General features: G+C 67.4%; 4 protein-coding genes. 2 read left to right on the top strand and 2 right to left on the bottom strand.

Annotated features, from left to right (window positions below; genetic code table 11):
* Positions 1-57 precede the first annotated feature (57 nt).
* Together ACU436_RS42270 and ACU436_RS42275 are read right to left on the bottom strand one after the other, a co-directional pair.
* The gene (locus ACU436_RS42270) at positions 58-522 is read right to left on the bottom strand and encodes a hypothetical protein (protein WP_459032815.1); all 465 of its coding nucleotides are present in this window, start codon (positions 520-522) and stop codon (positions 58-60) included.
* A gap of 231 nt (positions 523-753) precedes the next feature.
* The gene (locus ACU436_RS42275) at positions 754-1,710 is read right to left on the bottom strand and encodes a hypothetical protein (protein WP_459032816.1); all 957 of its coding nucleotides are present in this window, start codon (positions 1,708-1,710) and stop codon (positions 754-756) included.
* 123 nt (positions 1,711-1,833) lie between these two features.
* Here ACU436_RS42275 and ACU436_RS42280 point away from each other — a divergent pair, with 123 nt between their 5' ends.
* A complete protein-coding gene (locus ACU436_RS42280; protein WP_459032817.1) occupies positions 1,834-2,682 on the top strand; it encodes an enoyl-CoA hydratase/isomerase family protein in 849 nt (282 codons plus the stop codon).
* Positions 2,679-3,395, top strand: a 717-nt coding sequence (locus ACU436_RS42285; protein WP_459032818.1) for a carboxyl transferase domain-containing protein, incomplete at its 3' end; no start/stop codon positions are given. The genes ACU436_RS42280 and ACU436_RS42285, both read left to right, overlap by 4 nt.

Raw genomic sequence — 3,395 nt, forward strand, 5'->3', positions numbered from 1 at the left:
GGCCCGGCCGCCCCAGGGGGACGGCCGGGCCGCGGAGGGGCGCGAGCGGCCTTGGCGTCAGCGGACGCGGAAGGAGCGCACCTTGCTGTGCACGTGGCAGCCGCGCACGCGGCAGTCGATGTGGAAGACCTGCCAGTAGTACTTGCCGGGCGCCTGCATGATCCAGGTCGGGAAGCTGTAGCTCGGCGTCTTGTAGACGAAGCCGAACTTGCCCTTGCGCTTCATGCTCGCGAACGTGCTGAACTTCTTCGTCTGCTTGAGATCGCCGCGCTTGTCGCGCTTCTTCGATCTCGAGATCGTGATGTAGACGTTGTAGCGACGCGAGTTGGGGTCGGTGTCGCGGGCCTTGAAGATCGGCTGGGAGCCTCTCGCGAGAACCTTGCCGTTGCCGGGCGCGAGCAGCTGGGGCGACGCCGCGCCGGCCGCCTGGGCGCCGGCGAGCAGCAGGCCGCTCGTGAGCACGGCGGCGAGCAGTGCGATGACGAGCGCACGGCCGCGCGTCGTGCTGATTCCTGCCTCCAAAGGAGGTACCTCCTGGGCGTTTCGAGGGACGAACGACGGCCGCGCGAGATCCGCAACGCGACCACGCCAGCCATTCCCAGGGGCAAGGGACCTGAAACGTCGGTACGCCCAAGCGCTGCATGACGACGACTCCTGTGCTGCCTTCGACCGGTGCGGTGCGCCGTGAGCACCTGCACCGGCCGGGTGCTCGGCGCCTACATCGGATGCCCTGTCGTGTGCTCGACGATCACGCTATGCGCATGAGGTGTCGGCAGGGACGATGTCTCGGCCAGTCTGGCGGTCATCGTTCGGCGCACCTACTGGGACGATGTCGACGATCTCGCTCGCTTCGGCTGCGGGGAGCTTGATGCCGTAGAGGCTGTTGTGGACATCGAGCGACCGAATGATGCCGCGGTCGCCGATCAGGTCGATCTGCTTGACCGTATCCGGGACGACGCCATAGATCGCGACGGTGGCTGGCGGGAGGGCAGGTGAGCAGACGACTGCCGCGCGAAGATCCCCACGTTCAGCGTGGGTAAATCCAACGCAGCTCATCTTGCCGAACTCGGTGGTATTGAGGCACATGCTGTTGGAACCAATCGTTACGAACGCGCGGCCGCTTGTGTAGGCGAGTTCGCCGCTCGCCTGCGGCTCCCCGCCCTTCCTAAGAACGGCAAAGTCGTCTTTGAGCTGGCTGAGGGGTGCGGTTGCCGTTGCCGGGCTCGGCGTTCCATAGACTCCGTCTCCGCGAATCGTATGATTCCATGGCGAAGCATTTTGGGCGTGGAGTCTGCTCTTCAGCGACTGGTTGTCGCGAGGACCGTAGTCCTGCTGGCCTGTAACCGAGTTGTTCCCGCAGCGCAGGCTTATCACGACATCGTTCGCGGGGTCGTGGCCTCTCTCGCAAACCGCCACGGTTCCCGCGCCGAGGTAGCGAACCCAGTTGTTATTGAATTGGCCGACATAGCCATAGCTCCAGGTGTTTGGGGCAAGTGGGCTGTTGAAGTAGTTGAACAGGTCGTATGCGTAGGCGTTTGGCGCGGCAATGCATGCGAATGCCGTGATGGTGCAGGCGGCCAGCAGTGATTTCGTTATGCACATCTTGATGCTAGAAGTCATATCTTCCTTTAGCCGATTGAGCGCCGGATAGCGTCTGTGTTGCTCCGGCTGGCTCAGTTGATTGCCTCGAACGATGTTCTCTTTGCCCAACGGCCGCCCCCCTTCTTGTTTCCCCTGTTGGTCGTGGGTCCGATGCCAGCACGACCACTCAGGCCCTCTCCATCAGTGGACCCTTTTGAAACCTGGCGGGTCGGCGCTCGGTCTGCTTTCCGCTTGACCGCCCGGTCGCCGACCGGCAGAGTTGGGAGTGAAACGTCCTACTTCTCACAGGAAGCCTGCGTGCCCTACGCCACCCTCCGCTACGACGTCGCCGACGGCGTGGCGACGATCGCGCTCGACCAGCCCGACAGCCGCAACGCGCTCTCCGACGAGCTGCTCGACGACCTGCTCGCCGCCTTCGCGGCGGCCCGCGACGACGACGCCGTGCGCGTCGTCGTGCTGACCTCGACCCACGCGAGAGTGTTCTCGGCCGGCGGCAACCTCGGCGGCTTCGCGGCCGAGGCGCCGCTGGTCCACAAGCATGCCGCGATCGACCGCTTCCCGCGGCTGTTCGAGCTGATCGGCCGGCTCGGCAAGCCGACGCTCTGCGCCGCCAACGGCCACGTGCTGGCCGGCGCGCTCGGGCTGGCGCTCGCCTGCGACCTGATCGTCGCAAGGGAGGGGGTGCGCTTCGGCACGCCGGAGATCAACGTCGGCGTCTTCCCGTTCATGATCATGGCGCTGATCTACCGCAACGTGCCGCGCAAGAAGACCAACGAGCTGCTGCTGCTGGGCGAGCAGATCGACGCGCGCGAGGCCGAGCGGATCGGGATCGTCAACCGCGTCGTCGCCGCCGAGGAGTTCGACGGCTTCGTCGCCGACTGGGCCGCGAGGCTGGCGCAGAAGACGCCGCTGCTGATGCGGCTCGGCAAGGACGCGATGTACCGCCAGCAGGACATGGCCTTCGAGCAGGCGCTCGACTTCCTCCGCGCGCAGCTGGCGCTCGCCTTCTCGACCGACGACATCCAGGAGGGCGTGAGGGCCTTCTTCGAGAGACGGGAGCCGCAGTGGACCGGTCGGTGACCAACCCCCCGAGCATCCTGCGGCCGCTGGTCGAGGAGCTGCACGCGCGGCGCGCGAGAGCGGCGCTCGGCGGCGGCGAGGCGAAGATCGCCAGACAGCACGAGCAGGGCAAGCTGACCGCGCGCGAGCGGCTCGCCCTGCTGATCGACGAGGGCACCTTCACCGAGCTGGGCATCCAGGCCGGCATCCACTTCGCCGTCCGCGGGCTGGAGGGCAAGGAGGCGCCGGCCGACGGCGTCATCACCGGCTACGGCAAGGTCGACGGCCGCATGGTCGCCGTCTGCGCCTACGACTTCACCGTCATGGCCGGCTCGATGGGGATGACCGGCGAGACGAAGGTCGGGCGGCTGCGCGAGCTGGCGCTCAGCAAGCGGATCCCGTTCGTGTGGCTGCTCGACTCGGCCGGCGCGCGGATCCAGGAGGCGGTCGGCTCGCTGTTCGCCGGCTCGGGCCACCTCTTCCGCGAGGAGGTCGTGATGAGCGGCGTGATCCCGCAGATCGCGGCGCTGATGGGGCCGTGCGCCGCCGGCACCGCCTACATCCCCGGCCTCGCCGACTTCGTGCCGATGGTGAAGGGGCGCGGCTCGATGGCGCTCGCCGGCCCGCACCTCGTGCGCGCCGCGGTCGGGGAGGAGGTGACCCAGGAGGAGCTGGGCGGCTCGCGCGTCCACTGCCGCAAGTCAGGGGTCGGCGACCACGAGGTCGCCGCCGAC

Source organism: Pseudonocardia wallangbongensis, assembly GCF_054486945.1.